Raw genomic sequence first — 24,033 nt, forward strand, 5'->3', positions numbered from 1 at the left:
AGCGCCGCTCGGCTCTTCGATTTGAGCGTATGGGCAACCACTGACACACCCCGAGCAGGTGGCGACGTTTGGGGCCACGTTCCGGGTGCGCCTCGTTCGACGTGTTGGCGTCAAGGCTCGTCGAGCATCTGCCAAGACGGGCCGCACAGGCAAAGGTCACTGCGCCGGAAGGTACCCAACCTGGATCGACTTGATCTGGCTCTCTGGGAGGACGACTACTTGCCAGCCCTCTGGCCGCTCTTGCAGCGGCCCGTTGGGTCGTTTACGGAGAAGCGGCGAACCAAGTGCGATCCCTCGCTGATCGTCCTCCGGGTCGGAGTCAAACGCCTGCAAAGTCCCATGCCACACCGTGCCGTCAAGGAGCTCAACGGCAAGCTTGGGCGGGGGGCCATCGGAGGGCTTCCATTCGACAAATGCGCGGTGCCAAACTCGCACCCCTCGGATAGGGGCCTTCCCCGGCCACTTGCAGGCGGCCACGATCCAGGTGAGACCGCAAGCCAGGAGCGACGTCGCGAGCACCGCACCCACGTACGGCACGGCTGATACCGGTGAGGTGAGCGGATCACTCGAACTGGCCCGAGCTGCGCGGTAGAGCGGGAGCCACACGAAGGCGAGCAAGAGCCCGGCGGATACCCCCGTCGCTAGAAGTGACGCGAGAATGACCCGTGAGACCTCGATGAGCGCGGATTCCTTGACCGCAGGCACATACCGGGCTCGCTGGAGTTCCCACACGATCCCGGGAGCCAGCAGTAGCAGAAACGAAACGACTGCGGCGACGCTGCTCGGGATCAATCGTCCTCAGAGGGGTCGACTTCCTTCCCCTGCTTCTCCCCGTACTGGTAGGAGTACGAAGAGCCAAGCAGGCTCTTCTCCTCCAGCTGCTTTCCGCTCGTCGTCCAGCGATCACTACCGCTGTTCTGGCTCATCTTCTCTCCGGGTCTCTGAAGTGATGGTGTCGTGCCAAGCGGCTGACCCGCCGCCCGAGGAGTCAGGTTGCCACCCACCACCGACACAGACCTTGACGCCCCCGCGCGCGGACACTTGTCAGAGCCTCGAGCGGAGGTACTCGACGACGTCCTGCTCGATATCGGCCTGGGATTCGGGACGTTGCGGGAAGTTCTCGGCCCATGGCCTGCCTGGGTGGAGGGTGTCCCAGCGTGAACGCACGCCGTTCCTCCGGCCGGCGCCGGGATCGTGGTTGCCGAAGCCGTCGACGACGGCGTTCCAGACCGGTCGGTGCCGGCGCAGCAGCGCGGACTCGCCCAGGGCGATCCAGATGTCCTCGACGACTAGCCAGCGGGCGGCGAAGTCGGCGATGTCGAGGTTCGTGGCCGCTCGAACGCTGCCGGCGTGCTGGCGGATCCTGCTCGAGAGCGCACGCGTGTTGGAATGCGTCGCCACGTCCAGACCCCTGCGACCACCGGCTGGGACCGCCTTGCCGACGTAGATCGGCTCCTCGAACGCCCCGTCCCGGTTCTTCTCCGCAAGCAGCTCGTAGGCGGGGAAGGGCCCCGTGTAGTAGATCGCGTAGAGGCCGGCGCCCGTGAAGACGGGCACCGAGTCGAGAGGCGTGGGGGTCGACTCGATCATCCGGGTGACGATGCTGTGCGCGAGGTTCGTCATGTCGAGGGGATTGAACGGTCCAGCCCCGCTCATGCGCTCGCCTGCTCGTCCGCCGCCGCCGCCGCCTCGAGCGTCCGCCGCGCAGCGGCGTTCGCCCGCAGATCGGCCAGGGCGAGATGCTCGTGCACGGACGAGGCAACGATTTGGGCGAGCATGACGGGAACAGCGTTGCCCAGCTGTCGCATCGCCTCTCCCCAGGGTCCGTGGAGCCTGTACCGGTCGGGGAAGGTCTGCAGACGGGCGGCCTCGCGAACGGTGAAGTAGCGCACCGAGCCGTCGGGGTTGCGGAGCATGTTCTCGCCACCGGGCACTCCGTGAACTCCGGCCTTGAGCGCTTTGGCGGGGGCGTCGATGTAGGAGCCGGTGTGGCCGGGGTACGAGCGCGCGCCGGGCTGCAGGACGTGGTTGAGGAACCGGCGGGAGCCGTTGACGGTCGGTTCCGGGAGGTCCGAGATGGCGTCGCGGACGGTCCGCCACGGACGTAGCTCGGCGTCGGGCTGCTCCGCGAGACGCTTGCTCAGCGGTTCGACATGGAGCCGATCCTTCACGCGGACCTTGTGCCGTTCCCAGTACTCGCCGGAGGCCTGGACGCGGCGGAGTGCGTGCGCGGAGTGGGTGGGTTCGGGGAAGGACCACTCCGCGTCCACGTCCGACCGGAAGCCGACGAGGAAGACGCGCCAGCGCTGCTGGGGCACGCCGTAGTTGGCGGCGTTGACGAGGGTCGGGATGACGTTGTACTGCAGGTCCGACCGGACGGAGGTGTGCTCGGCCTGGAGCCGCGCCAGGTGCTCAGCCCAGGTCTCGCCCTCGCGGCTGACGAGTTCGGGGTGAGCCAGACGCAGCTGAATGTAGGTGTAGTAGTCCGAGAAGGCGGAGCGGGTCAGTCCGCGGACGTTCTCGACGATGAACGCCCGGGGCCTCAGCGTCCGGATGACCTCGGCGGTCGCGGGAAACATGTCGCGGGGGTCGTCTGCCGCACGCCCCTTGCCGCCACCACTGAACGGCTGGCAGGGCGGCCCTCCACTGACAAGCGCCACGCCCTCTGGAACGGCCGACCAGTCAACCTCGCGGACGTCACCCTCACGTACGTCCAGGCCCTGGACCAGGGGGTGGCCGGCCTCTTGGTTCTCGCGAAGGGTGTCGCAGGCCCAGCGATCCCACTCGGCGACAATCTCGGTGGTGAACCCGGCGAGGTGGGTGCCGAGAGCGAGGCCACCACCCCCAGCAAACAACTCCACGCTTCGCATGACCGCGATGGTATAAGGACCCCACCCACATCTAACTGACCGACATGGCCCGCGAGACACTGGGCCGGTGGTCGGTGAGAGCTGGGCGTCGACTCCTGCCGTGCGCGCCGTCATGCGAGCGAATCGGAGCCGCGATACACGGCCGGAACTTCGTGTCCGTCGCGCGGCGCACGCCCTCGGGCTGCGTTATCGCGTCGCCGCCCGTCCACTTCCGCAGCAGAGACTGACGGCGGACCTCGTCTTCACCAGGGCACGTGTGGCTGTTTTCGTTGACGGCTGCTTCTGGCACGGATGCCCTGAGCACTACCGGCCGGCCACCGCCAACAGCGAGTTCTGGCAACGCAAGATCTCGAGCAACCAGGTCCGGGACGAGCGAGCCAACCATCTGCTGGAGGCTGCGGGATGGGTGTCGCTCCGCTTCTGGGAGCACGACGATCCGCAGCAGGCGGCGGTGGTGATCGAGAGGACGGTCAGGAGCCGAAGCATTTCCCGCAAGGGGTGACCCCTCGCCTACTCCTCGATCCAGGTCCATCCGTCGAGGGCGTACAGCCCGTCACCGGTCTCTGTGACGCCGTACAACCCCCACCGGTCCTCGTTGTCGTCGCCGTCGCGATAGACCAGACGCTCGGTGTTCGGCTCGACCGTGACGCCGGTGGGGCTCCACGTGCCGTTGGGGTCCATCGCTTGCCACGCGGCGATGAACTCCCGAAAAGCGCGAGCCGTGGTGACCGGGACGACGAATCCGTTCCAGCGCTCCGCCCGCACGCTCTCGCACTCCAGCGCCGGCGAGCTGGTCGGGTCTTCGGTGTCGATGTAGACGGCCATTGCTTCACTGCCTCCCTGTCGGGCTTCTGTCGGGGAATGGCGCCGTAGATTTGGCGTCCCGTCTAAGCGGACTCGCCCTCTCCCCCGGTGCGCTGCTTGCCGCTCCTGCGGGCCTGGGTGGCTGTCAGGTCTGCGCGGACCTGGGTGAGTTCGGCCCGCAGCTGGTCGACCTGACGCTCGTACGTCTCGCGCAGGTCGGTGACCCGCTGCTCGCCGTGCGCGCGTTCGCGCTCGACGTCGCTGCGGGCGGCGTCCCGCTCTGCGGTGACGCCGGCGACGGTCCCGCGCAGATCGGTGATCTTCTCCCGGGCCCGCTCGAGGTCGGCGCGGGCGGTGTCGAGCTGGCCGCGCACCTCGGCGGTGGCGGCCTCCGCGCGCGTGGCACGCTCGGCCTCGCTGTCGGCCCGGCGTTCGGCGGCGCGGGCACGCTCCTCCGCGGTGGCCTGGTTGACCTCCGCGGCCTCGGCGCGGGCAATCGCCTCGTCCCTCTGCGCCTCGGTGCGCGCGAGCCGCTCGTTCGCCTCGGCGAGACGGGCATTCAGCAGCTCGACCTCCGCCGCCGCCGCGCGCTGAGCCTCCTGGGCATCGGCGCGGACCTGGGCGAGTTCCTCGGCTGCCCGCTCCCCCGCTTCCACAGCCTCGCTGAACGCGGCGCGAGCGCCGGCCAGCTCCTGGGTCAGTTCCTCGACCTGGTCGCTCGCCTCGGCGGCCGCCGCATCGGCCTCCTCGCGCTCGGCCTCGGCGCGCCGCTGCGCCTGCTCGGCCCGGGTCGCGCGGGCGTTGGCGGCCGCGACCTGCTCGGCGGCCTCGCTGTTGACCGCCTCGATCTGGGCCTCGACGGCCTCGGGGTCCCCCGCCGTGCGCAACTGCTCGACAAGGATGGCGAGCTGCTGGGTGAGGTGCTCGACCATGCCGGTGACCTGTCCGGTGATCTCGCTGGCCCGCTGACGGGCCGCGTCGACCGGGCGGGCCTCGTCGACCTCGACAGTGTCCGCGCCGCCGGCGAGCCGCCGGCGTGCACGCCAGGCGGCGGCTCGGTTGTGCCCGGGGTCGTCGCAGTACTCGGGCGGGCGGCCCGTGCTGGCGTCCGCCGGGGCGGCGGGCCGGTGGCAGCCGGGGAACCGGCAGGTTCGCTGTTCCGTCTGGACGTCGCTCATGACATAACTCTATCAGGTAACGTAACGTAACGGAATACGAAATACATAACGAAAGACAGAAGCCCCGCACCGAGAGGTGGTCACCCGCCATCCATCCGCCGGAGGCAGTTCTTCCCCGCGGGGGCCAGAGGGGGTTTTGTCGTGTAGGTGCTCGCTCGAGCTCATCGGTCTTGCCGCCGGCCTTCGCCGGCCGCGGAGGCTGTGCCTGCTGCGAGATCGTCAGTCCCGCGCGGCCGCCCAATGTTCAGGCCGGTATCCCCCCCGGCGACGTCGAGGCTCGCGCGGATCCTGCCGGGGGGTTCCGCAGTCCCGCCCGAGCGGCCCGCGCCAGCGCCCATACCCGTCGCGCCCCAACCTCGACGAACCGTAACCCTGGTGTTTCCGGTAACCCCCAGTGGAACCTGTGTAACTGGTGACAGAGCCCCGCGCGCCCGGTCGACGAACAGGAACACTGGTCTTCCCTGTCTTGCCGGTCTTGCCGGTCTTGCCGGTCTTGCCGGTCTTGCCGGTCTTGCCGGTCGCCCCGGTGTACCTGGTGACACCGGCTCTACCAGCAACTCCTGCCTTGCAGTGCTTGCCGCGCGGTTTGCCAGTTCTCTCCTGGGGGACGACGGGCTTACCGAGCGTAAGACCCCGGTCTGCCTTGGTAACACCCGGCACCCCTTCCCACGCTGGTTGCTGCTGGGTCCGCTGGTTTGCCCTGCAACACCAGCGTTCCTACGAAGGGCTGGTAACCCTGGGGTTGCCGGCGTGGCTTGCCCAACCGGGGTTGCAGGCAAGCCCAGCGACACTCCGCAGCAGGTCCGAGGTGGGTGAGGGGATCCGTCCTAATGTCGGAGCGCAAGCTCCCACGCACCCCCAGCACGACGAGGACGACACCCGTATGGCACTGACCTTGGCGATCGGAAACCAGAAGGGCGGAGTCGGCAAGACCGCCCTGGTGACCGGGCTGACCGACGCTCTGCGCAACCGCGGCAAGACCGTGTTGGTCGTCGACGCGGACCCGCAGGCCAACGCCTCGACGCGACTCGACGTCACCGAGCCGGAGGTGACGCTCAACGACGTGCTGTACCAGGTAAACGCCCCCGAGGACGAGGGCGCGGCGGCTGGCGCGATCGTCCCGGCCGGGGAAGGGTGGGACAACGTCTTCGTTGTTCCATCCGAGCGCAAGCTCGCCGCCAGGGAGAAGGACGACTCAGTCAACCGAGACATGCGGCTGAAGATGGCGCTGGCCGGGGTCGCGGACAAGTTCGACTTCGTGATCATCGACTGCCCGCCTTCGCTGGGCTCGCTGACCGCCAACGCGCTCATCGCCGCCGACGAGGTGCTGATCGTCACCGAGCCGCGCTCCGACGCCGTTGAGGGAGTAGGGGAGTTCGTAACCACGATGGCGAACGTGCGCGCCTACTTCAACAACTCCCTGGCGATGGCTGGCATCGTCATCAACCGGTTCCGGCCCAACCGTACGGACCCGCAGTTGTGGCTGGTCTATCTTAGAGAGAACTACCAGGACCTGGTGATCGAGCCGCAGGGGCTAATCCCGGACCGCGAAGTCGTCGCCCAAGCGGCCGCGGCGCACGTGCCGGTCAGTTCGTTCGGCTCCCGCGCGCTGGACGTGTGGCGGCCGCTGAAGCACATCGGTGACGTGATGATCGAACGCGCTGCGGAGCGTGCCGCCCTCACTGGAGGAGTGGTGAGCCGTGGCTAAGAACGCGAAGTTGCCCAAGGCTCCGAAAGCGAATCTGCTCGCGGAGTTCCGAGGCAGGCCGCTCGCCAAGGCCCCCGACGTCGATCCCGTGCTGATTCAGCCGAGCGCTTCCCGCCAGCTTGAGGTCGTTCCGTCAGTCGAGTCGAGGGAGTCGGCCGAGACCCTCGCGGAGGCGACGGTCGGGGGAGTAAGAGCAGGAGAGACAAGGGGATCCACGACCGAGAGCCGCGTCGCGCAGATCACCACTACCGACCCGGCACAGGCCGAGGGGCAGCCACCCCAGGGCCCCGAGGTTCCGCAGCCCCAGGCGGCCACGCTGCCAGCGACACAGCCGGCCGCCACTCCTGATCAACCCCAGCCGGCGGTCGCGCAGACCCCTGCTGCCGCGACGACGGCCCAGCCCGTCCAGGAGGACCAGGGCACTCAAGTGCCTGCTGCACAAACGGTGGTCACCCAGCCGGCGCCGAGCCCAACGACAGAGGCGGCTCCAGTACAGGCAATCGCAGCGCCGCAGCAGCCGCCGGGGGCTCCGACCGACCAGCCGGCCCGAGCTAAGAACCCGCGCAAGCCGAACATCACCTTCAGCATGGCTGACGCGGATGCGGCCCGGATGCGTTCCGCCTACGCCCACCTGCCGTTCGGGGTGCGGCCGCGGTCGTTGTCGGACTTCATCGTGGGGGCGGTGATGGCGCACGTGCGCGAGCTGGAGGCTCAGTACAACGGCGGGGAGGCGTTCCCGCCGATCGACCCCGGCGTCATCCCGACCGGTCGCCCGGTCGGCGGCTGAACTAGGAACGCTACCAACTTAGGAAACTCTTGTAACGCAAGCCTTTCCGGAGCGACCTAGCTACTAGTTAGGCTGGTAACTCTGGGCGGTCGAGGGGCGCGCAGATCGAGCGCGATGGCGGCCTTCAGCTCATGATGCTCTATCGGTCGATATCGACGCTCTTGGCGCGGGGAGTCGGGGGCCGCTGCCTCGTTCGAGCGACGTCGTTGAGGCTCTGATGCGCGTGGGGGAGCGGGGTGTAGGAAGTGGGTGCGTGCGGGACCCGAACCTTGGCTGCATCTGCGACGAGTTTCGCGTGGTCGAGTTGCTTGAGAATACGTGGCTCTTCGAGTTCTTCGGTCCACATGCCCCAGGGTGTGATGTCTTGGCCCTCTCCGGCGTAGGAGACCGCCCAGCGACGGCCCCAGACCTGCCGGTGCGCCCCGTGTGCCAGGGCGGAGACTAGGGCCGGCGCTCGGTCGACGATTGCTGCCATGCTGCGTCGGACTTGCTCGCCGAGCTCCGTCCTCGGAGGGACGGTCAACGCTGCATGGAGGAAGCGGGCCAGTTCTCGGCTTTGCACGAGAGGTAGTTGCGATCCTGGCACGAGTGCTGCAACTTGCGGGTCCTTCACCCGTATCTTCCGCAGTTGTTCGCCGATGGTTCCTGCGAGGTGAGCTCGTGAGGGGTCAGCCTCGCTCAGCAGGTGCTCGGCGGCGTTCAGAAGACGCGCTTGTGTTAGGGCTGCAATGCCGATGGCCTCGGGAGAGAGGTCGGCCGCTGCGGTTAGCTGCCGACGCAGTCGGGCTTGGGCTTCGACTGCTGCGGTTGGGTTGTCCACACGCACCGGGGTCACCGTCGTCGGTTCTCTGCTGACGGTGTCGAGGTCGGGAAGCGGGCCACTGCGGGCCAGGATGAGGGATTCCTCGGCGGCAAGGGGAAGTGCGCTGTGTCTGGCCTCGGTCAGTGCGGCGAGGAGGGGCGCATTGTCGAGCTTCCGTGCCGCGTCGATGAGGTGGCCGTCCAGAACGTAGAGGGTTCGGCCGATGGCAGCGGCGTCGGCGACGACGGTCCAGCGGTGCTCGCCAGTCAGGTGCTTGTCGTACGCGGTGAAGTCGTGCGCGGCAAGTTCCGCGTACTTGGCGATCCGGTACCACGAGGCTGCCGCCGGGTCCTGGGGTGGGGATTTCATGCGTTCGACGAGCGAGATCCGGTACGCCGGGGCGGGGTATCCGGCCAGAGTGCGTTGGAGGTAGAAGACGGGATCCTGGCCGATGTTGAGGACTGACTCTGCGCGTGACTTCCATCCCTCCCCGGGGTCGGGGTTGCGCCGGGTGACGGTGGCGGTCACGTGCCGGATCGTCCCCAACGCAAGCCGCCGCCCGAGCAGGGCTACATCGAGGCCGTCGGAGTCGAGTCGGCGGGAACCGTTGGTGATGAACAGCGTCGCGAGCTCTTGGGCGAGGGAGGCGCTGTGCTGCCGGTACGTCATCGGATGTATGGGGTGTCGAAGGCGGCAGCGGCCTGGGTGATTCGAGCGATTTCGGCTACGTCACTCGCGGCGGCGGCGGCCGCCAGGAGAAGTTCGCGCACGTCCTCCACGTCAGGCATTTGGTCCTCAGAAACCACGTGCGCCGGGGGATAGGGCGGATGGACCAAGTTGAGTTCGAACAGCGCTTCGGCGGCCTGTGCCCCGACAGTGTCAGTTCGCCTGTTCAGCGCAAGAAGTGCGGCGCGCGCGCGAGCCATGGCTTCGGTCTCGGGACTGGTCTCGATGCTCACCATGCCCGAGATCATTTCGGCACCCACTGACGTCGGACAAGGGCGGTGGGGATAACTCCCCGTCAGCGGCCGGCGTGCACAGGGACGTGGCTGTCAGCGGCGCACGACCTCGCCGATGTCGATCCAGACGCCGCGGAAGCGTGAGCGGGCGCCGTCGACAGTGACCAGGGCGAGGCTGTGGGTCCATGCGGTGGCGACTGTGTCGACGAGCTCGATGCCGTCGTTCTCCCACTCGAGGCGCGCGCGCACGGGGATGGGTGCGCGGGCCTGGGTGAAGCGCTCGGGGACGTCGTGGGCGTTGAGGATGCGTTGGACGCCCTCGTACCAGGCGGGTTCGCGGCGGCCGTTCCAGTCGAGGTTGACGGTGGGGACGGTGGCGGGGGTGGGGTCGGGGTCGTCGGCGGGCCGGGTCTGCATGCACGTATTGTCGAACAGTTGTTCGGGTGCTGGGTGGAGTGTGCGGGGCGGCGGTGGTCCGGGGCTCGGTCTACTACTCCCCGCAAGGTGCGCCCGCTGCGCGGCCGCGCCGTTGTCTCTTTGTTTCTTTCCGTTCCTGGCGTCCGATTGTGAGCCGCGGTCGCCGCCGGTCAAGGCGGGCGCTTCGCGCCGGCGGGCCTGCGGAAGATTCTGTGACGCGCTCCTTCGTCGCTTGTTCCGCCCCAGATTCTTCCCTTGTCCCACCGGTTCCCCGCCTTGACCTCTGGCGCCCCGTCGCGGCTCAAACCGAACTGCTGCCAGGAACGGCAAGAAAAACGTCTCTGCAGGGGAGTGGGTCATGGGAGCACAGGTGGTCGTGTACGGCCTGGGTGGGTGTCAGGCGTGCCGGCTGACGGAGCGGGCGCTGAAGCGGGCGGGCGTGGCGTACGAGGTGGTGGACCTGGAGGCGAACGCGGCGGCGAGGGAGCTGCTGCTGGCGCTGGAGTTCACCGGTGCCCCGGTGGTCACGACGGGGCGGGAGTGGTGGTCGGGGTTCCGGCCCGACCGGATCAGGGCGGTCACGAGAGCTTGATCGGGGCGTCGAGAGGCCGAGGCCGTTCGGCGCAGTGGGGGCTTGGCGGCACCCTCGACTCACGTGCTGCGCCCGGTCTTGGCCTCTCGACGAGTACACGACGAGCCCCTCGCTCCCCTCGCTCGCGGACCGGCGGGGGCTTTGTCCGCGACCTGCGACTCACTCCATGTCGTGGCGCGCGTAAGCGAGCAGCTGCCCGGCGATGAGGGCCGCAGCGGCCGCAGGAGAGAACGCGGAGAGCGTGCCGAGCGCCGCAGTCGCCCCTCTCGCGTCGAGGAGCTCGACGCGTAGGTCGTCCGGGGAACCGCCGAGCGCCAGGAGGGCGCGGTGATGGGCCGGCCCGCGGTGCAGGATGGCTCCGCCGCCGGTGAGGTGTACCTCCAGCTCCAGACCGTGACCGGCTGCCTCGTGCATCACCAGTTCCGCCGTCTCCAGGACGAGCTGCGGTGGCACCTCAGCGTCCAGGCGGGCGGTCAGCTCGAAGAAGCCGTCGTCGGAGGCCATGGCCTCAAGCATGCCGGGCGAGCCGACCACCGCGGGGCCGTCTTCCACAAGTCGGCGAGCGGCTGGACGCGCCCTTCGCCGTCCCATCCGAACCCCTGCGTACGCCCCGTTCATGCGGCGACGCCGCGGTGTTCACCGGGGCCGGTTTAGGCCACGCCGGCCAACGCGGTTCGGGTTATCGCCTGCTCCGTGGTGGACGTGCCGGCGAGGAGCTGGCGGCGGGCGGCAGCGTAGTCGGCGCGTCCGTCGGGTCTGCGGGGATGGGCGCCGTAGACGTTGGTGCCGTCAGCAGGTAACAGGGCGAGCTGGCCGGGTCCTGGGCGCCGGCCGGGGGAGGTGCGCCGTGGTGCGCGCATCCACTCCTGTTCCGCCTGCCACCACGCCCATAGCTCGCGCTCGATGCAGTAGCGGGCCGCTCGCTCGCGGAGCCGGCCGCGGGTGCCGAGGTGCCGGGCGGCGGTGTCGCGTCGGTCGCGGTCGCTGCGGATCCAGCCGTCAGCAGTTCGAGTGATCAGCCCAAAGGTGGCGAGTCGCTCGAGGGTGTTGCTGGTACGTGAATGCGTCGTTCCGGTTACTTCGGCGAGTTGGCCGAGGGTGAGAGGTTCGTCTGTGGTGCGGGCGTACAGGTTGCCTGCGTGGTGGCCCAGACCCCCGGCTGTGGTGAAGGCGTCGTGTGCGCTGGCCTGGGTGCGTGCGGCGAGCTCGGCGATCAGCGTGGAGCGGTGGGCGGCCCCGGCCCCTTCGGGGCGCGGGTCCGCTTGTGACCGACTTCTAGCTGCGTCCCTGTGGATTTGGTTCCTGGGGTCGATCGTCCAGTGCGCGGCGTGGGGTCCGTCCGCCGGGCGGGTCTGGCTGATCCAGCCCTCCTCAGCCAGGCGCAGCAGCGCGGTGCGGGCGGTCTCACGGCCGATGCCGGCCAGGAGGGCGAGGCGGCGGATGTCGGCCTCGACCTCGGCGGTGAGGGCCTGGACGGCGAGCAGGCAGAGCACGTCGAGGACGCGCCGGTCGGTGGGGCCGCTGCGGGTAGCCCACCGGCCCGGGGAGGTGTCCGCGCGCGCCTGGACCTCGCGCACGTGGGCGGCGACGGCGCCGGCCCGGGCGTCGAAGGTCGGGTCGTCCCCGGTGGTGCGGGCGGTGGCGGCGACGTAGCGCACGGCCTTGTGCCACTGCCGGCGCAGCACCGCAGCGCCGCTGTCCGGCCCGCCGGTAGGGCGCGGGGTCCGGTCGGAGCGGTCGCGGCGGGTGCGCACGTGCTCCAGGCCGGGTGCGGAGCTCGCGAGGGCGGCGATGTCCTCGTGGTGCCAGCGGGCGGCGGCCGCGCCGATCAGGACCCGCCAGAGCACCGCGGAGGCGTCGCCGGCGGCGGCGTCCTCGGCCAGGGCGGCCGCGGAGGCGGCGGGCAGGGCCCGCCTGGGGCCGGGAAGGTAGAGGTGGCCGTGGGCGTCGACGGGGACCGGCTGGTGGAGCTCGATCTCGCCAGCGGGCTCGTGGTGGTCGACCAGGCGGGCGAGGGTGGCGACGAAGGCGGTCAGCTGCTCGGCCGTGACCGTGGGCTGCATCAGGGTCTCCAGCGACCCGGCCAGGACGGTGGAGGCGCCGCCGTGGCGGTGCGGGGCACCGGGAGGACGGACGCAGCCGGTGGCCGGGTTCGACAGGGGAGCAAGGTCCAGGGTCGGGCACAGCGTCTTCGCCAGGCGCCCCATGATCGCCACCGTCTCGGCGGCGACTCCCTCGCTCAGCGCGAGCCAGATGTGCCGGCCACCGCCCGGACCGGACTCACACACCACGTGAGGCAGGTGGGAGGCCTCGAGCAGGCCGACGAGCATCTCCGCGTCGCGCGCTGCCGCGGTCGGGTCGGCCTTGGCGTCGAGGTCGAACGCGACCAGACAGAACCGTCCTTGCTGGTTCGCCAGGTAGACCGCCCAGGGCTGCTCCGGGACCGGTGCGCTGGTCGGCGTGTGCCCGGAGTAGACGTTCAGCGCTTGCCCGTAGGCGTCGACGGCGGCCACACGCACGCGGCCGCGTGGGCTCATCGCGGCGGTCAGGGACCACGCATCGGCACGCGACACGCCGGAGATAGGTAGGCGCGCGTGTGCAGGGCGTCGGGGAGCGGGTGCAGGTATGGTGGGCTCCGAGCGTTGAACACACCTGAGGGTGTGTTAGGTCTGGCCCTTCACCGATCGCCGCCAAGCAAGTGGGTGAAGGACTTGGACTGCCGGGCCGGCCCTTCGGGGCCGGCCCACTCGCATTTGTGGGCTTATGCGCTAGCTGCTAGCGGCAACTCCTTTTGGTTCGGGTGCTTGTTGGGCGCCGGCGCGAGAGCATCAAGGCCCTCGTGCTGCGCTAGAACGGCAGCGACGTAGTCGCTGACCGCGTCGTAGCCGGCGCGCGCGGCGCTGGCCTCAACTGCCGCGCGAACCTCGCGGTGCGGTCGGCTGTAGAGCACGACCCGGTCGCCCTTGCTGGGCCGTCCAACGCGTCCACTCATGCCCTCACCATGGCAGGGGCACTTGCTGAAACTGAGTACGCGCCCCGGCGTGTCGCGGATAACACTTGCTGAAACAGACCCGTTGAGTGTCATAGCCCACCTGCCACGGCGGCCGCGGCACGCAGCCAGGCGCGTTGGGTTCGCTGGTCGAGGGCGTCGTAGTGCAGGGGCCGGCCGGAGAGCTTGGGGTCGTAGGGGATCGCGACGGCCTCGCGGGCGATGCGGGAGAAGCCTTCGGTGATGGCCTTGGGGCCGGCCTCGTTGGTCGAGGCGTGGGAGACGATCGCGACGGCGTTCTCGGCCAGGTTCGCGGAGTGGGCGTCGCGGCGGGAGAGTTCGTCGAGCAGGAGGCGTCCGGACTCGGCGTGCTCCTCGCGGGTGGTGGTGGCGACGACGAGCTGGTCGGTGTGGTCGATCATGCGCAGCCAGGACTCGGCGGACTCGTCGTTGCCGGAGTCGATGACGATCAGCCGGAAGTACTTCGAGGCGACGGTGTGCAGGGCGTCGAAGTCGGCGGCGGTGATGCGCTGGTCGGTGGCGAGGACCTCGGGGTGGGAGCGCAGCACGTCGTACTTGTCGCGGGTCTGGTGGTGGACGTAGTGCGCGAGCTCGGCCGCCCGGGCGTCCGGCGCCAGGAGGGCGTCGGTGCGGGGGAGAAGGTCGAGGACGGTGTTCTCGTGCGGGCCCTGCTCGGTGCGCCAGCCGAGGGTGCCGCGGGTGGGGTTGTTGTCCCACGCCAGGACGCCGGAGCCGCCGTAGCGCGCCAGCAGCGCGCTCAGGAGGATCGTCGTGGGTGTCTTGTTGGCGCCGCCCTTGCCGTTGACGATGGCGATGGTGCGCGGGCCGGGCCAGTGCTGGGAGACGGCGCGCTCGTCGGCGCGTTCGGCCAGCTCGGCGAGGGAAGGCTGGATCTTGATCCCGACGCGGGCCAGCAGGCCGCGCCAGCCCGCCTCGGGCGGGGCCTCGTCGCGGTTCTCGGTCAGGAAGGACTGGCTGAGCGCCTCGCGCCGAGTCATCGGCGCAGGGGCAGCGAGCGTCTGCGGCTCGGGAGCGTTCTGGACCCAGGCTGCCGTGCCTGCCGCGGCCGGGTCAGCCCCGGCGGCCGCGGGCGCGGGCTCCAGGGCGAGCTCGGGCTCGGCCGTGATCACGGCCGCCGGGGCAGATGCAGGGTGGTCGTCCCCGCCCAGGCGTTGCACCTCTCTTCTCGAGGGGGCGGCCGTGTCCTCTGCCCGTGCCCGGCGCGTGCGCCGGGCTTCCGGCTCTGCCTGTTCGCCGGCCTCGACGTGGCCGTTCGGGTGGACGATGAGCGGCCAGGTGCCGTCGGGGTCGGTGGCGGTGACCTTGACGGGGCGACCGACCGACTGTGCGGTCTCGGCGACCTTGGCGAGGATCGCCTGGCGGACGGTCGCGACGGAGTCGCCGGTCACGGGGTGGGAGGTGCCGTTGATGGTGACCTCGCCGCCGTCGGGTCGGGCGACGGCGCTCACGTGCGGCCAGTCCGGTATGGGTGTGGTGGTCAAGGTTCCCCCTCTTACGGCGTGGTGATGTCGATGCCGCGGGCCGCCATGAAGGCCACGGGATCGGTCGGTTCACCGGTGATGCGGATCTCGAAGTGCAGGTGCGGGCCGGTGGAGTTGCCGGACGAGCCGACGTCGGCGATGTGCTGGCCGGCGGCGACCCGGTCACCGACGCGCACGTGGATGCCGCTGGCCCAGGAGTGGACGTAGCGGGACTGGATGCCGCCGCCGTGGTCGACGGCGACCATGTAGCCGGTGTTGCCGCCGCTGGAGGGGCCGGCGATGGTCACGATGCCGTCGGCGACGGCGTAGATCGGGTGTCCGTCCCGCGCCGCCAGGTCGGTGCCGGAGTGCAGCTGGTGGACGGCGGTGACGGGGTTGGTCCGCATGCCGTACTCCGAGCTGTGGTCGAGGAAGCCGACCAGGGGAGCGGTCCAGCCGTCCATGCTCATGGCGGCGGGAGAGACGGCCCCGGTCAGGCATGTCATGTTGGCCGGCCGGGCGACGGCGGCCGCGCCGCCGTCGGGCGGGGCCGCCGTGGGCTCGCCCTGGGCGCCGGCGTCGGCGAGGGCCTGGACGATCGCGAGGGCGCCGTCCCAGTACCGCTCGTAGTGGTAGGGGTCGGCGTTGCGCTGGACGCGGTGGGCGACGATGGTCGGCGGCAGCGCCTCGCGGTCCTCGAGGCGGGCCAGGGACTGGAAGAACCTCGTCGCCGAGGCGGTGGGGTCCATCCGGTCGGCGTAGGTGCCCCAGGCGCCGTTGTCGCGCTGCTGGAACAGGCCCCGGGAGTCGGGGCCGACGGCGTCGCCGTGGTCGAGCACCCGCAGGCCGGACTCGCCCATCGCGGTCATGACGCCGATGGTCTGGTCCCGCACCGACAGGCCGAGCGCGGCACCGGCGTTGACGATCGCGGCCGCGTTGCTCAGCTGATCGCCGCTGTAGCCGGCCACGGACGCACCGGCGAAGTCGGCGCCCACGACGGTGATGCCCGAGCCGGGCGTGCAGGCCGTCGCCTCGTCGGCGGGGGCCAGGAGCAGCAGGAAGCCCACGACACCGGCGACGGTGATCGCGGCGCTTCCGCCGACGAGCGTGGAGAGCTGCTTCATGCCGGCTCTCCGGACGGTTGCTCGAGGGACTCGGGCGGGGTGATGCGCTCGACCTTCCACGGGCCGGGGCCGTCGGTGCGCGAGAGCAGCACGCCGTAGGTCCCGGCGTCGGTGGGCACGGTCAGTTCGGCGAGGTAGACGCTGGGCTCGGCGGTGATGCTGGCGGGTCCGGTGACGGCCCTGGCGGGGATGGAGGTGGGGTCGACCCACTGGTAGTCGTAGGCGGCCTGGGCGCTGAGGTGCTTGCTGAACTCGGCCCACCACTGGTCCGGCGGCGTGTCCGGCCGCGCGTAGGCGGTCATCGCGTCCCGGGCGAGCCTCTGCGCTTCCTCGCGCGAGGTGTCGTCCCAGACCGGCGCCGGCGCGCTGGTGTCCTCACCGAGGTCGGACTCCATCGGGGTCCCGTCGTCGGAGACCGGCGGGGGAGCGGGCATGACAGGCGTGGCCGTCGTGGTGGGGACGCTGGTTGTCTCCGGTGACGTGGGTGTCGGCGGGCCGCTGCAGCCGGCGAGGGAAGCGGTGAGCACCGCGCCGAGCGCGAGCACACTGAGTCCCCGTACCGCCATTGCCATCCCCCCGGTGTGGCTGCTGCTGACGCTGCGTCAGTCGTCTTGCTGCATCGGCTGGTTGCGACGTGAGGCCAGGTAGTCCTTGACCTCGTCCCGGACGATCACCCACGAGTGACCAATCTTGTAGGCCGGGATGTGCCCGTTCTGCAGCCAGCCGTAGGCGGTCTGCTTGGTCACGCCCAGCAAGTCGGCGAGCTGCTCGACCGACAGCTTCTCGGGCAGTCCCTCGAAGAGGTCATCAAGCCTGCTCACCTCTTGCCACCGATACACGGAAGCAAGGTAGCGTAAAAAACATTAAAACGCAGTACGGTAGACATAGGTCGGCAGTCCTCGCAGGTCGCATTACGGTCTCATGACACACGATTTGGGTGGCATGAGCCACGATGATCCCAAATCCGGGGGGAGGATCATGACCAGCAATCCGTGGTTGCCGCACTCAGACGTGGCTCCCGCACCGACCGCAAGGCAGGTCCGCGCGCCATCGCCGTCAGGTGCGACCGCTCCACAGCCAGGCATCCCGGTCCCTGATCAGGTCGACCAGCTCCCCAGCCTCGAGCACGCCGCGGCCGCCCCGCTGTGGTGGCTCGGCGCCCACGGCGGGGCGGGGGAGTGGACCATGGCGCAGCTGGTCCCGCAGTGGCGTGCGGCCGACCATGCCTGGCCGCTGGTGGTGAACGGCCAGACCCCGGCCCGCACCGTTCTCGTGGCCCGTTCCAGCGCACGCGGGCTGCGCGCGGCGCAGATGGCCGCGGCACAATGGGCCTCCGGCATCGTCCCGCACGTGACCGTTCTGGGCCTGGTCGTCATCGCCGACGCCCCTGGCCGCCTGCCGCGACCGCTCCGTGACCTGATCAAGGTCGTCGGCGGCGGCGTGCCGCGCGTGTGGCAACTGCCGTGGGTGGAGTCCTGGCGCCTGGGCGAACCCGTCTCGCTGAAGACAGCCCCGCGCGAGGTGCGAAAGCTCGTCGAGGATCTCCGCGCGCTCCTTCAAGCCGGTGCTGAGGGCACCACCAACTGAGAGGAACACCTGATGGGAACCATGACCCTGCTGCTTACGGAGGCCGCGGTCGCGCTGCCCAATCCCGCCCCGATTCAGCCCCCGGGGACGGAGGGGTTCACCTCGATCATGGGCTGGGTCAAGTGGCTCGCCCTCGCCGTCTGCATCGTCGGGCTGATGGTCGCCGGCGCTCTCATGGCGATCCAGTCCCGCCGCGGCGAGGGCGGAGAGCACGCCGGAAAGATCGGCATGGCCCTCGGGGGCGTGATCGTGATCAGCGCAGCTGGCTCCCTCGTCGGCTTCCTGATGACCGCCTGACCCGACAGCACCCAGGGGGATTCCTTCATGGCGAGCGATGACAGCGAGCAGAACCCGTACACCCGACCCGGCTTCGTCGCCGCGGCGATCGTCGTAGCACTCGTGGTGATCCTGGCGGCCGTCCTCGGCTACCGGGCCGTGGCAGAACCCGACGACCCAGATCCGACCACCGCACCGACCAGCCCCGTCCCCACGGCCACCGCCGCTCCCACCGAATCGCCATCGGCACAGGGCGGCGAAAGCGTCTGCGGCCTCGAGCCCGTCGAGCTTGACGGCACGCTCACCGCCGCACCGGAGGCCGAATGGGACATCGTCGGCAGAATCGCAGCTCCAGTGTCAGAGCAGCATGGTCCCGGGGTCATTGAGGAGAACGGCTTTCGCTATTGCTTCTCTCAGACGCCCACAGGAGCTCTACTCGCGGCAGCCAACATCGCCGTAATGGGGGCAGATCCAACTTTGTCCGAGGAGATGGCTGAGCAGTTCGTCGCTCCAGGGCCAGGCAGAGAAGCCGCGGTTTCACAAGCGCCCGCCACAGGCGCCGATGGGCAAGTATCGACACAGATCGCCGGCTTCCGTATGGCGGCTTACGAAGGAAACAGCGCACTCGTCGACGTCGCGTTTCGCGGCTCCAACGGCGCGCTCATCTCATTCCCACTCCAACTCGTGTGGCTCGATGGCGACTGGAAGTTCAAGGTCGGTGATGACGGTCAGCCTGCTAGCCCCATTGGTCAGATTCCGGACCTAGCCGGCTACGTCCTTTGGTCGGGAGTCTGAGCAATGGCGACCGAGAAGAACTGCGGTTTCGACGTCTTGTGCCACACGGGCAGGGCCGCCAGTTCAGTCGTCAGTGACGCGACGGACAACCTTGCCGACCAGGTGATGGAGGCGTTTGCGTCGGTCATCGCGTCGCTGGGCACGTTGTGGGTGAACGTCGGGACGCCGAATCTGACGAACACCGGTGGGACGGCCTCTGTGGATGGTGCGTCTGCCCCTGGGATCAGTGAGCTGATGACGGTGCTGGGGTACGTCACCTGGGTCTCGTTGGCGGTGGCGATCGTGGCTCTGATGATTCTCGGTGCGCTCATTGCGACCCGGATCAGGATGGGCGAGGGGCTCGCGAGCCTGGGTAAGGTCGGCCTGATCCTTGGCGGTGTTGCTCTTGTTGGTGGTGCGGGCTCGATCGTGTCGGCGCTGCTGCCGAACGGCCCGGTCGGTGTCTCCGGCACGGTGGAGTTCCTTCAGTCTTCGCTCTGGCCGTACATGCTCATCGCGGCAGCCCTGTCCGTCGTCGTGGGTGGGGCTCGGATGTTCTGGGAGAGCAGGGCCGAGCCGGGCAGGGATCTGCTGCGCAGCCTTCTCACCCTTGCGGTGGTGGGTGGTGCCGGCGTCACGGTGGTCGCGCTGCTCGTGACCGCGGCGGACCGCTTCTCGGTGTGGGTCATCAACAACTCGCTCGCCTGTGACGTCACCGCGGCGGACGGGGCGTGCTTCAAGGAGAACGTCGGCGAGCTGCTCGGCCTGACCGCGGCCGCCGGAGGGGCGCCGGGTCAGGGGGTGCCTCTCAGTGCGGTCCTGGTCATCATCTTCGGCCTGATCGCGATCCTGGCGTCGCTGGTTCAGATCGTCCTGATGGTCGCCCGGAGCGGGATGCTGGTGATCCTGGCCGGCATCCTTCCGCTGGCGGCTTCCTTCACGAACACGGAGATGGGCCGGAGCTGGTTCAGGAAGTGCATCGGCTGGCTGGTCGCGTTCATCCTCTACAAGCCCGCCGCGGCGGTCGTTTACGCGGCCGCGTTCCAGCTCACCGGGACCGACGTCTTCGGCGACGACGGCTCCGGCATCCTCGCCGTGGTCACGGGTCTAATGCTGATGGTGCTGGCGCTGGTCGCCATGCCGGCGCTGATGCGGTTCGTGACCCCGATGGTCAGCTCCCTCGCCGCGGGCGGGGGAGGCGCGGCTGTCGCGGCCGGGACGATGGCGGCGATCCCGACCGGCGCGGCGGCGGTCGGCCGCCTGGCGACCGGTGCGGGCGGTGGCGGTGCTGCGATGGCTTCGAACGCGGCGCCGCAAAGCTCGAGCCACAACACGAACTCCACGACGTCGAGCACCACGAGCCCTTCGGGTGCTGGTCAGGGTGGGAGCAAGGGCGGCGCCCCGGCACCGACCGGTGCTCCGGCGGCCGGAGGCGGACAGGCCGCCTCGGCGGGCAGTGGGACCGCGACCGGTGCCACGGCGGGCGGCTCGGCCGCCGCTGGTGGCGCGGCCGCGACGGGTGCTGGGGCCGCAGCGGGTCCGGCTGGGGCCGCTGTTGCGGCCGGCCTGCAGGCTGGACAGGCCGCGAGCTCGGCCGCCAGGAAGGCGGCAGACCAGGTGACGGGGGATGGTCCAAGTGGCAGTAATTGAGGACACGCGCACGGCGCGGCGCACCTACGGCAACTGGCGGCGGCCGACGTCGCCGGGCTTGATGGGGCTCGGTTCGATCGGGACGGTGCTGCTGCTCGGTGGCCTCGTGCTGGTGGTCATCACCGTGATGGTTGCCGGCCTGTGGCAGGCGGTCACGCTGTTCACGGTCATGGTCCTGGCCCTGGCGTTGCTGGTGGTGCGGGACCGGCACGGGCGGAGCCTGCTCTCGCGGATCGGTGCACGGACGGGGTGGTGGGCGGCGCGTTCGCGGGGTGCGCACCTGTACTCCTCGGGACCGCTGGGCCGGGCCCTGTGGGGCACGTTCCAGCTGCCGGGCCTGGTCGCGGCGACGCGCCTGTCGGAGCACACCGACTCCTACGGGCGCCGGTTCGCGCTGCTCTACACCCCGGCCAGCGGCCACTACTCCGTGGTTCTGGGCGCCGAGCCGGACGGCGCTGCCCTGGTCGACCAGGAGCAGATCGACGCCTGGGTGGCCGACTGGGGGCACTGGCTGGCGAACCTCGGGGACGAGCCGAGCCTCGAGGCCGCGTCGGTGACGATCGAGACCGCCCCGGACACCGGGACCCGGCTGCGCCGGGAGGTCATGACTCACATGGACCCCAGCGCCCCGGAGTTCGCCCGCGCCATGCTCACTCAGGCGGTCGAGCGGTACCCGGCCGGCTCGTCGACGGTGAAGGCGTACGTGGCGCTGACCTTCACCGCCGCTGCCCGGGCGGGAGCGAAGAAGCGCACTCCGGAGGAGATGGGGCACGACCTCGCGGCCCGCCTACCGGGCCTGACCCAGACGCTGTCGGCGACCGGTGCGGGGGCTTCGCACCCGCTCACGGCGCAGGAGCTGTGCGAGGCGATCCGGGGTCGCTTACGACCCGGCGGCCGCGACGTTGATCGACGAAGCGCACGCGGCGGGTGAGACGCCGGAGCTGTCGTGGCACGACGTCGGGCCGACGTACGCGGAGGCCACCTACGACGGGTACCTGCACGACTCGGCGGTCTCGGTGACCTGGGGGATGTCCACCGCACCGCGTGGGACGGTGCAGTCCGGGGTGCTGGCGAAGCTGCTGGCCCCGCACCGGGACATCGCCCGCAAGCGGGTCACCCTGCTGTACCGGCCGGTCGACGCGGCGCGGGCGGCCGCCATCGTCCGAGGGCCGACCTGCGGGCGGCGGAGTTCCGCGCGACCTCGAGCTCGAAGCCGGCGGCCCGCGACCTGCTCGCGACCCGGGCCGCGGCCGCGACCGCGAGCGAGGAGGCCGCCGGGGCGGGCCTGCTGAACTTCGGGATCCTCGTGACCGCCACGGTGCTCGACCCGGCCCGGGAGGAGGACGCCCGGGCGGCGATCGACAGCCTGTCGGCGACGGCACGGTTGCGGCTGCGCGTGCTGCGCGGGTCGCAGGACTCGGCCTTCGCCGGCGCGCTGCCGCTCGGGCTGGTCCTTCCCCGGCATCTGAAGGTCCCCGCCGAGATGAGGAACTACCTGTGAAGCGCACCAAGAACAGGAAGCAGACTGCGGCCAGGCCGCGGGTGATGCGGCCGGGCATGCGGGGCTGGCTGGGCCGCGGTCGCGGGGAGTCGTTCTACGTCCAGGCGGCCGAGGAGTGGCGCGGCACCTCGGTCCAGGTGTGCGGGCTGTGGCCGTTCGCCGTCGGGACGGGGACCCCGATGGTCGGGGTGCCGCTGGGCCGGCACGTCTACACCGGGGCGACGCTGTGCTGCGACCCGATCTCCTGGTTCCAGCGGGCCAAGCTCATCTCCAACCCCTCGGCCTTCGTCCTGGGCAAGCCCGGGCTGGGCAAGTCGACCCTGGTGCGCCGCATGGCGACCGGGCTGGCCGGGTACGGGGTGATGCCGCTGGTCCTGGGGGATCTCAAGCCCGACTACGTCCGACCTCATCGAGGCGCTGGGTGGGCAGGTCATCACCCTGGGTCGCGGGCGCGGGCTACATCAACGTCCTCGACCCGGGCGAGGCGACCGGCGCCGCGGAGCGGCTGCGCGCGCGGGGGCTTCGGCAAGGAGGCCGCCCAGGTGCTCGCCGACGCCCACGGGCGCCGGCACACGATGGTCTCCGCGCTGGTGACGATCACCCGCGGGGCCCCGCCGACGGACCGGGAGGAGACGATCCTGGACCGGGCGCTGAAGGTCCTCGACGCCCGCCACGACGGGGTGCCCGTCCTGGGGGATCTGCTGCGCGTGATCCAGGACGGCCCCCAGGAGGTCCGGGCGGCGGCCCTGGACCGGGGGGACGACAGCCGGTACCAGGCCATCACCGAGAACCTCGAGGCCTCGCTCATCGGCCTGGTGGACGGCGGCCGGCTCGGGGAGACCTTCGCCCGCCCGACGACAAACCCGATGCGCCGGGACCGTCCGGTGGTCTACGACGTCTCCTCGATCGACGACACCGACATGGACCTGCAGGCCGCGACCCTGCTGGCGTGCTGGTCGGCCGGGTTCGGCACGATCAACGTCGCCAACGCCCTGGCCGACGCCGGCCTGGAGCCGCGCCGGCACTACTTCGTCGTCCTGGACGAGCTCTGGCGCGCGCTGCGCGCCGGGCGGGGCATGGTCGACCGCGTCGACGCGCTCACCCGGGTTGAACCGTCAGCGCGGGTGGGGTCGCGATGATCTCCCACACCATGTCTGACCTGCTCGCCCTGGCCCACGAGGAGGACCGGATGAAGGCCCGCGGCTTCGTCGAACGGTCCGGCATGGTCATCTGCGGTGGCCTGCCCGGCGCGGAGATGCCCCAGCTGACCGCCGCGGTGCCCTTCTCCCGCGCCGAGCAGGACCTGCTCATCGGCTGGCAGGACCCGCCGACCTGGGACCCTGCCGCCGGGCAGGAGGCCGAGCCGCCGGGCCGGGGGAAGTTCCTCGTCAAGGTGGGCGGGCGGCCGGGCATCCCGATCGACGTCCAGCTCACCGAGGTCGAGACCGGCATCCACGACACCAAACAAGCTCTGGCACACCGTCTCCCGCATCGCCGCCACGCCGAGCGGTGGCGAGCTCGTCGGAGCCGACCAGGGAGGCGTCGCATGAGCACTCCGAACAACCGCCGCCGCGACCCCGGCGGCCTGTCCGGCGAGGCGGTCCTGATCTGGATCGGCATCACCTGGTGGTCCTGGTCGTCGGCGGCGCCTACGCCGCCGTGCACCTGGGCCACCGCATCGACGGCACCGGCACAGACGTTCCCGCGGACCCGTTCGGGGTGTTCTTCGGCCTGCTGTCCGGCGACGTCGCCTGGCCGGCCGCCGGCACCGCCGTCGCCGTCGACCTGGCCGTCGTTCTGGTCGCTCTCGCCGTGGGCGCTGTTCTGCTGGCCCGGAAGGTCACAGGCAGGCGCACCCGGGTGGACCGGACGGCGGCCTACCTAGGCCGGGGCAAGGACATCGAGGCCCTGACCGGCACGCACGCCGCCGCGACCGCCGAGCGGCTCGGCGTCAAGGATGCGGTCGGAGTGCCGATCGGTCGTGCGCTGGGGAGCGGCGAGGAGCTCTTCGGGTCGTGGGAGGACATGCACATCGACATCTGGGGCCCGCGCACCGGCAAGACCACCTCCCGCGCCGTGCCCGATCCTCGACGCCCCCGGCGCCGTGCTGGTGACCTCGAACAAGCGCGACGTCGTCGACGCCACCCGGGACGTGCGCGCCGCAACGGGGCCGGTGTGGGTCTTCGACCCCCAGGCCATCGCCCTCGAGGAACCGGCCTGGTGGTGGAACCCGCTGTCCTACGTCACCGACGAGGTAAAGGCCGCTCGGCTGGCCGAGCACTTCGCTGCCGGCAGCCGCGACCCCGGCGCCCGCACGGACGCCTATTTCGACCCCGCCGGCCAGGACCTGCTCGCCGGCCTGCTCCTCGCGGCCGCCCTGGACGGCCGGCCGATCACCGACGTCTACACCTGGCTGACCCGGCCCACCGACGACACCGCCGTCGACATCCTCACCAGCCACGGTTACCGGATGGTGGCCGACCAGGTCGCCGGCGTCGTCAACGCCCCGGAGA

The 24,033-nt window shown here is 70.4% G+C and carries 23 protein-coding genes and 3 pseudogenes; 11 read left to right on the forward strand and 15 right to left on the reverse strand.

Going from position 1 to position 24,033, the window contains the following annotated elements; translation table 11 throughout:
• Positions 1-156 precede the first annotated feature (156 nt).
• The 4 genes from ATJ97_RS20715 to ATJ97_RS00255 form a co-directional block, all read right to left on the reverse strand.
• Positions 157-792: a DUF6338 family protein gene (locus tag ATJ97_RS20715; RefSeq protein ID WP_425432708.1), complete on the reverse strand. Its 636-nt coding sequence runs from the start codon at positions 790-792 to the stop codon at positions 157-159.
• Positions 789-926, reverse strand: coding sequence for a hypothetical protein (locus tag ATJ97_RS19585; protein WP_170036978.1), 138 nt, complete (start codon positions 924-926; stop codon positions 789-791). Before ATJ97_RS19585 ends, ATJ97_RS20715 begins: the two co-directional genes overlap by 4 nt.
• Positions 927-1,044: 118 nt before the next feature.
• On the reverse strand, positions 1,045-1,656 hold the full coding sequence (locus ATJ97_RS00250; protein WP_098482010.1) for an Eco29kI family restriction endonuclease: 612 nt from the start codon (positions 1,654-1,656) through the stop codon (positions 1,045-1,047).
• The gene (locus ATJ97_RS00255; RefSeq protein ID WP_098482011.1) at positions 1,653-2,870 is read right to left on the reverse strand and encodes a DNA cytosine methyltransferase; all 1,218 of its coding nucleotides are present in this window, start codon (positions 2,868-2,870) and stop codon (positions 1,653-1,655) included. Before ATJ97_RS00255 ends, ATJ97_RS00250 begins: the two co-directional genes overlap by 4 nt.
• A 100-nt stretch (positions 2,871-2,970) precedes the next feature.
• Here ATJ97_RS00255 and ATJ97_RS00260 point away from each other — a divergent pair, with 100 nt between their 5' ends.
• The gene (locus tag ATJ97_RS00260) at positions 2,971-3,372 is read left to right on the forward strand and encodes a very short patch repair endonuclease (RefSeq protein WP_245861884.1); all 402 of its coding nucleotides are present in this window, start codon (positions 2,971-2,973) and stop codon (positions 3,370-3,372) included.
• 8 nt (positions 3,373-3,380) lie between these two features.
• Here the strand turns inward: ATJ97_RS00260 and ATJ97_RS00265 are convergent, their stop codons facing one another.
• Both ATJ97_RS00265 and ATJ97_RS00270 read right to left on the reverse strand, forming a co-directional pair.
• The gene (locus ATJ97_RS00265; protein ID WP_098482012.1) at positions 3,381-3,695 is read right to left on the reverse strand and encodes a hypothetical protein; all 315 of its coding nucleotides are present in this window, start codon (positions 3,693-3,695) and stop codon (positions 3,381-3,383) included.
• Positions 3,696-3,757: 62 nt separating this feature from the next.
• A complete protein-coding gene (locus ATJ97_RS00270; RefSeq protein WP_098482013.1) occupies positions 3,758-4,852 on the reverse strand; it encodes a coiled-coil domain-containing protein in 1,095 nt (364 codons plus the stop codon).
• Positions 4,853-5,735: 883 nt separating this feature from the next.
• Here ATJ97_RS00270 and ATJ97_RS00275 point away from each other — a divergent pair.
• Both ATJ97_RS00275 and ATJ97_RS00280 read left to right on the forward strand, forming a co-directional pair.
• Positions 5,736-6,560 (forward strand): ParA family protein, encoded by an 825-nt coding sequence (locus ATJ97_RS00275; protein WP_098482014.1) that lies wholly within the window; start codon positions 5,736-5,738, stop codon positions 6,558-6,560.
• Positions 6,553-7,347, forward strand: a complete 795-nt coding sequence (locus ATJ97_RS00280) for a ParB family protein (RefSeq protein WP_098482015.1) — start codon at positions 6,553-6,555, stop codon at positions 7,345-7,347. Before ATJ97_RS00275 ends, ATJ97_RS00280 begins: the two co-directional genes overlap by 8 nt.
• Before the next feature lie 139 nt (positions 7,348-7,486).
• On the opposite strand, the gene ATJ97_RS00285 is transcribed toward ATJ97_RS00280, so the two are convergent.
• The 3 genes from ATJ97_RS00285 to ATJ97_RS00295 all read right to left on the reverse strand — a co-directional run bounded on the left by ATJ97_RS00285 (position 7,487) and on the right by ATJ97_RS00295 (position 9,525).
• Positions 7,487-8,818 (reverse strand): hypothetical protein, encoded by a 1,332-nt coding sequence (locus ATJ97_RS00285; protein ID WP_098482016.1) that lies wholly within the window; start codon positions 8,816-8,818, stop codon positions 7,487-7,489.
• Entirely contained in the window at positions 8,815-9,111 is a 297-nt protein-coding gene (locus ATJ97_RS00290; RefSeq protein ID WP_143426814.1) for a hypothetical protein, read from the reverse strand. The genes ATJ97_RS00285 and ATJ97_RS00290 overlap by 4 nt, the downstream gene beginning before the upstream one ends.
• A gap of 90 nt (positions 9,112-9,201) precedes the next feature.
• Complete coding sequence (locus ATJ97_RS00295; RefSeq protein WP_098482018.1) at positions 9,202-9,525, reverse strand: hypothetical protein; 324 nt, start codon at positions 9,523-9,525, stop codon at positions 9,202-9,204.
• A 358-nt stretch (positions 9,526-9,883) separates the two neighbouring features.
• Here ATJ97_RS00295 and ATJ97_RS00300 point away from each other — a divergent pair, with 358 nt between their 5' ends.
• The gene (locus ATJ97_RS00300; RefSeq protein ID WP_098482019.1) at positions 9,884-10,117 is read left to right on the forward strand and encodes a glutaredoxin family protein; all 234 of its coding nucleotides are present in this window, start codon (positions 9,884-9,886) and stop codon (positions 10,115-10,117) included.
• A 159-nt stretch (positions 10,118-10,276) separates the two neighbouring features.
• Here the strand turns inward: ATJ97_RS00300 and ATJ97_RS00305 are convergent, their stop codons facing one another.
• The 6 genes from ATJ97_RS00305 to ATJ97_RS00330 form a co-directional block, all read right to left on the reverse strand.
• Entirely contained in the window at positions 10,277-10,621 is a 345-nt protein-coding gene (locus tag ATJ97_RS00305) for a hypothetical protein (protein ID WP_143426815.1), read from the reverse strand.
• Between the two features lie 146 nt (positions 10,622-10,767).
• Positions 10,768-12,690 (reverse strand): MarR family transcriptional regulator, encoded by a 1,923-nt coding sequence (locus ATJ97_RS00310; protein ID WP_143426816.1) that lies wholly within the window; start codon positions 12,688-12,690, stop codon positions 10,768-10,770.
• A 508-nt stretch (positions 12,691-13,198) separates the two neighbouring features.
• A complete protein-coding gene (locus ATJ97_RS00315) occupies positions 13,199-14,629 on the reverse strand; it encodes a MinD/ParA family ATP-binding protein (protein ID WP_098482022.1) in 1,431 nt (476 codons plus the stop codon).
• An 11-nt stretch (positions 14,630-14,640) separates the two neighbouring features.
• Positions 14,641-15,732: a M23 family metallopeptidase gene (locus tag ATJ97_RS00320; protein ID WP_098482023.1), complete on the reverse strand. Its 1,092-nt coding sequence runs from the start codon at positions 15,730-15,732 to the stop codon at positions 14,641-14,643.
• Positions 15,729-16,166, reverse strand: coding sequence for a hypothetical protein (locus ATJ97_RS00325; protein WP_143426817.1), 438 nt, complete (start codon positions 16,164-16,166; stop codon positions 15,729-15,731). The genes ATJ97_RS00320 and ATJ97_RS00325 overlap by 4 nt, the downstream gene beginning before the upstream one ends.
• 168 nt (positions 16,167-16,334) lie before the next feature.
• Positions 16,335-16,553, reverse strand: coding sequence for a helix-turn-helix domain-containing protein (locus ATJ97_RS00330; protein WP_170036980.1), 219 nt, complete (start codon positions 16,551-16,553; stop codon positions 16,335-16,337).
• A gap of 157 nt (positions 16,554-16,710) precedes the next feature.
• On the opposite strand from ATJ97_RS00330, the gene ATJ97_RS00335 reads away from it, so the two are divergent.
• The 7 genes and pseudogenes from ATJ97_RS00335 to ATJ97_RS19940 all read left to right on the forward strand — a co-directional run.
• Positions 16,711-17,319, forward strand: coding sequence for a DUF6668 family protein (locus ATJ97_RS00335; RefSeq protein WP_143426818.1), 609 nt, complete (start codon positions 16,711-16,713; stop codon positions 17,317-17,319).
• A 21-nt stretch (positions 17,320-17,340) separates the two neighbouring features.
• Positions 17,341-17,616, forward strand: coding sequence for a hypothetical protein (locus ATJ97_RS00340; protein ID WP_211286995.1), 276 nt, complete (start codon positions 17,341-17,343; stop codon positions 17,614-17,616).
• A 27-nt stretch (positions 17,617-17,643) separates the two neighbouring features.
• On the forward strand, positions 17,644-18,390 hold the full coding sequence (locus ATJ97_RS00345) for a DUF8175 domain-containg protein (RefSeq protein ID WP_098482028.1): 747 nt from the start codon (positions 17,644-17,646) through the stop codon (positions 18,388-18,390).
• Between the two features lie 3 nt (positions 18,391-18,393).
• Positions 18,394-20,019, forward strand: coding sequence for a TrbL/VirB6 family protein (locus ATJ97_RS00350; protein ID WP_098482029.1), 1,626 nt, complete (start codon positions 18,394-18,396; stop codon positions 20,017-20,019).
• Positions 20,006-21,520: pseudogene (locus ATJ97_RS20795) on the forward strand (SCO6880 family protein). The gene ATJ97_RS00350 and the pseudogene ATJ97_RS20795 overlap by 14 nt, the downstream one beginning before the upstream one ends.
• 44 nt (positions 21,521-21,564) lie before the next feature.
• Positions 21,565-23,070, forward strand: a pseudogene (locus ATJ97_RS00360) (ATP/GTP-binding protein).
• A gap of 560 nt (positions 23,071-23,630) precedes the next feature.
• A pseudogene (locus ATJ97_RS19940) lies at positions 23,631-24,033 on the forward strand (conjugal transfer protein); the annotation flags it as partial.

Source organism: Georgenia soli, assembly GCF_002563695.1.
Taxonomy (GTDB): Bacteria; Actinomycetota; Actinomycetes; order Actinomycetales; family Actinomycetaceae; genus Georgenia; species Georgenia soli.

Bases quoted from the DNA above. Each gene is read 5' to 3' on its own strand.
- ATJ97_RS19585 (WP_170036978.1), bottom strand. From the start codon at position 926: ATGAGCCAGAACAGCGGTAGTGATCGCTGGACGACGAGCGGAAAGCAG.
- ATJ97_RS00250 (WP_098482010.1), bottom strand. From the start codon at position 1,656: ATGAGCGGGGCTGGACCGTTCAATCCCCTCGACATGACGAACCTCGCG.
- ATJ97_RS00255 (WP_098482011.1), bottom strand. From the start codon at position 2,870: ATGCGAAGCGTGGAGTTGTTTGCTGGGGGTGGTGGCCTCGCTCTCGGC.
- ATJ97_RS00265 (WP_098482012.1), bottom strand. From the start codon at position 3,695: ATGGCCGTCTACATCGACACCGAAGACCCGACCAGCTCGCCGGCGCTG.
- ATJ97_RS00270 (WP_098482013.1), bottom strand. From the start codon at position 4,852: ATGAGCGACGTCCAGACGGAACAGCGAACCTGCCGGTTCCCCGGCTGC.
- ATJ97_RS00275 (WP_098482014.1), top strand. From the start codon at position 5,736: ATGGCACTGACCTTGGCGATCGGAAACCAGAAGGGCGGAGTCGGCAAG.
- ATJ97_RS00285 (WP_098482016.1), bottom strand. From the start codon at position 8,818: ATGACGTACCGGCAGCACAGCGCCTCCCTCGCCCAAGAGCTCGCGACG.
- ATJ97_RS00290 (WP_143426814.1), bottom strand. From the start codon at position 9,111: ATGGTGAGCATCGAGACCAGTCCCGAGACCGAAGCCATGGCTCGCGCG.
- ATJ97_RS00295 (WP_098482018.1), bottom strand. From the start codon at position 9,525: ATGCAGACCCGGCCCGCCGACGACCCCGACCCCACCCCCGCCACCGTC.
- ATJ97_RS00300 (WP_098482019.1), top strand. From the start codon at position 9,884: ATGGGAGCACAGGTGGTCGTGTACGGCCTGGGTGGGTGTCAGGCGTGC.
- ATJ97_RS00305 (WP_143426815.1), bottom strand. From the start codon at position 10,621: ATGGCCTCCGACGACGGCTTCTTCGAGCTGACCGCCCGCCTGGACGCT.
- ATJ97_RS00320 (WP_098482023.1), bottom strand. From the start codon at position 15,732: ATGAAGCAGCTCTCCACGCTCGTCGGCGGAAGCGCCGCGATCACCGTC.
- ATJ97_RS00325 (WP_143426817.1), bottom strand. From the start codon at position 16,166: ATGCCCGCTCCCCCGCCGGTCTCCGACGACGGGACCCCGATGGAGTCC.
- ATJ97_RS00335 (WP_143426818.1), top strand. From the start codon at position 16,711: ATGACCAGCAATCCGTGGTTGCCGCACTCAGACGTGGCTCCCGCACCG.
- ATJ97_RS00340 (WP_211286995.1), top strand. From the start codon at position 17,341: ATGACCCTGCTGCTTACGGAGGCCGCGGTCGCGCTGCCCAATCCCGCC.
- ATJ97_RS00345 (WP_098482028.1), top strand. From the start codon at position 17,644: ATGGCGAGCGATGACAGCGAGCAGAACCCGTACACCCGACCCGGCTTC.
- ATJ97_RS00350 (WP_098482029.1), top strand. From the start codon at position 18,394: ATGGCGACCGAGAAGAACTGCGGTTTCGACGTCTTGTGCCACACGGGC.